This window comes from Burkholderia alba (assembly GCF_034721475.1).
Lineage (GTDB): Bacteria > Pseudomonadota > Gammaproteobacteria > Burkholderiales > Burkholderiaceae > Burkholderia > Burkholderia alba.
Map to the genome: position 1 here is coordinate 1 of NZ_JAWJWL010000168.1, position 564 is coordinate 564.

The window sequence follows — 564 nt, forward strand, 5'->3', positions numbered from 1 at the left end:
CACGAACAGTGCCGAGGTCATTGGGTTCAGGCGCATCGCCTGTTCGACCAGGATCGACAGCCCGTTGATGCCCATGCGGAAGTCGACGGGATCGCGATGCAGGTAGACCTTCAGCCCTTCGTCGAACCGGAACATTGCAGCCTCCCGAGCATCTGGGCGAGCATCGTCAGTTCATCGAAGTTCGCTTGGCTCAACTCCAAGGAAACACCGTTTGGTAAGTGCACATTCAGCGAGAACACCGCGGCCGATTTAGCCGGAGTGGGGGCAGCCGCAGAAGTGACGACCTGCATAAAGGCTGATTCCTCAGGCACAGAAGCCGTCGACAACCCGACGCGAGTCTCTCGTGACGACTCCGTCGCGGAGCTGACTATCTCGCCCACGGCTTGTTCGCGCTGATACTTGGAAATCCATGTCCGAACGAGGTTCGGATTGATGTCGTGTTCCATGGCCGTCCGCGCGATAGACACCCCTGGCTTAAGACACGCCTGTATCAACTCGCGCTTCGCATCCTCGTCGTACTTGCGCCGTCCGTCTCGCTTGAGATCGACCACCAACCGGCTCTGC

At 59.0% G+C, this 564-nt stretch carries 2 protein-coding genes; both read right to left on the bottom strand.

Translation table 11 applies throughout. The annotated features are described in order from the left end of the window. The coding region (tnpB, locus tag RZR99_RS33550) for an IS66 family insertion sequence element accessory protein TnpB (RefSeq protein WP_407655552.1) at positions 1–135 on the bottom strand (135 nt) is incomplete at its 3' end. Beyond that, the coding region (tnpA, locus tag RZR99_RS33045; protein ID WP_323123860.1) for an IS66-like element accessory protein TnpA at positions 111–564 on the bottom strand (454 nt) is incomplete at its 5' end. The genes tnpB and tnpA, both read right to left, overlap by 25 nt.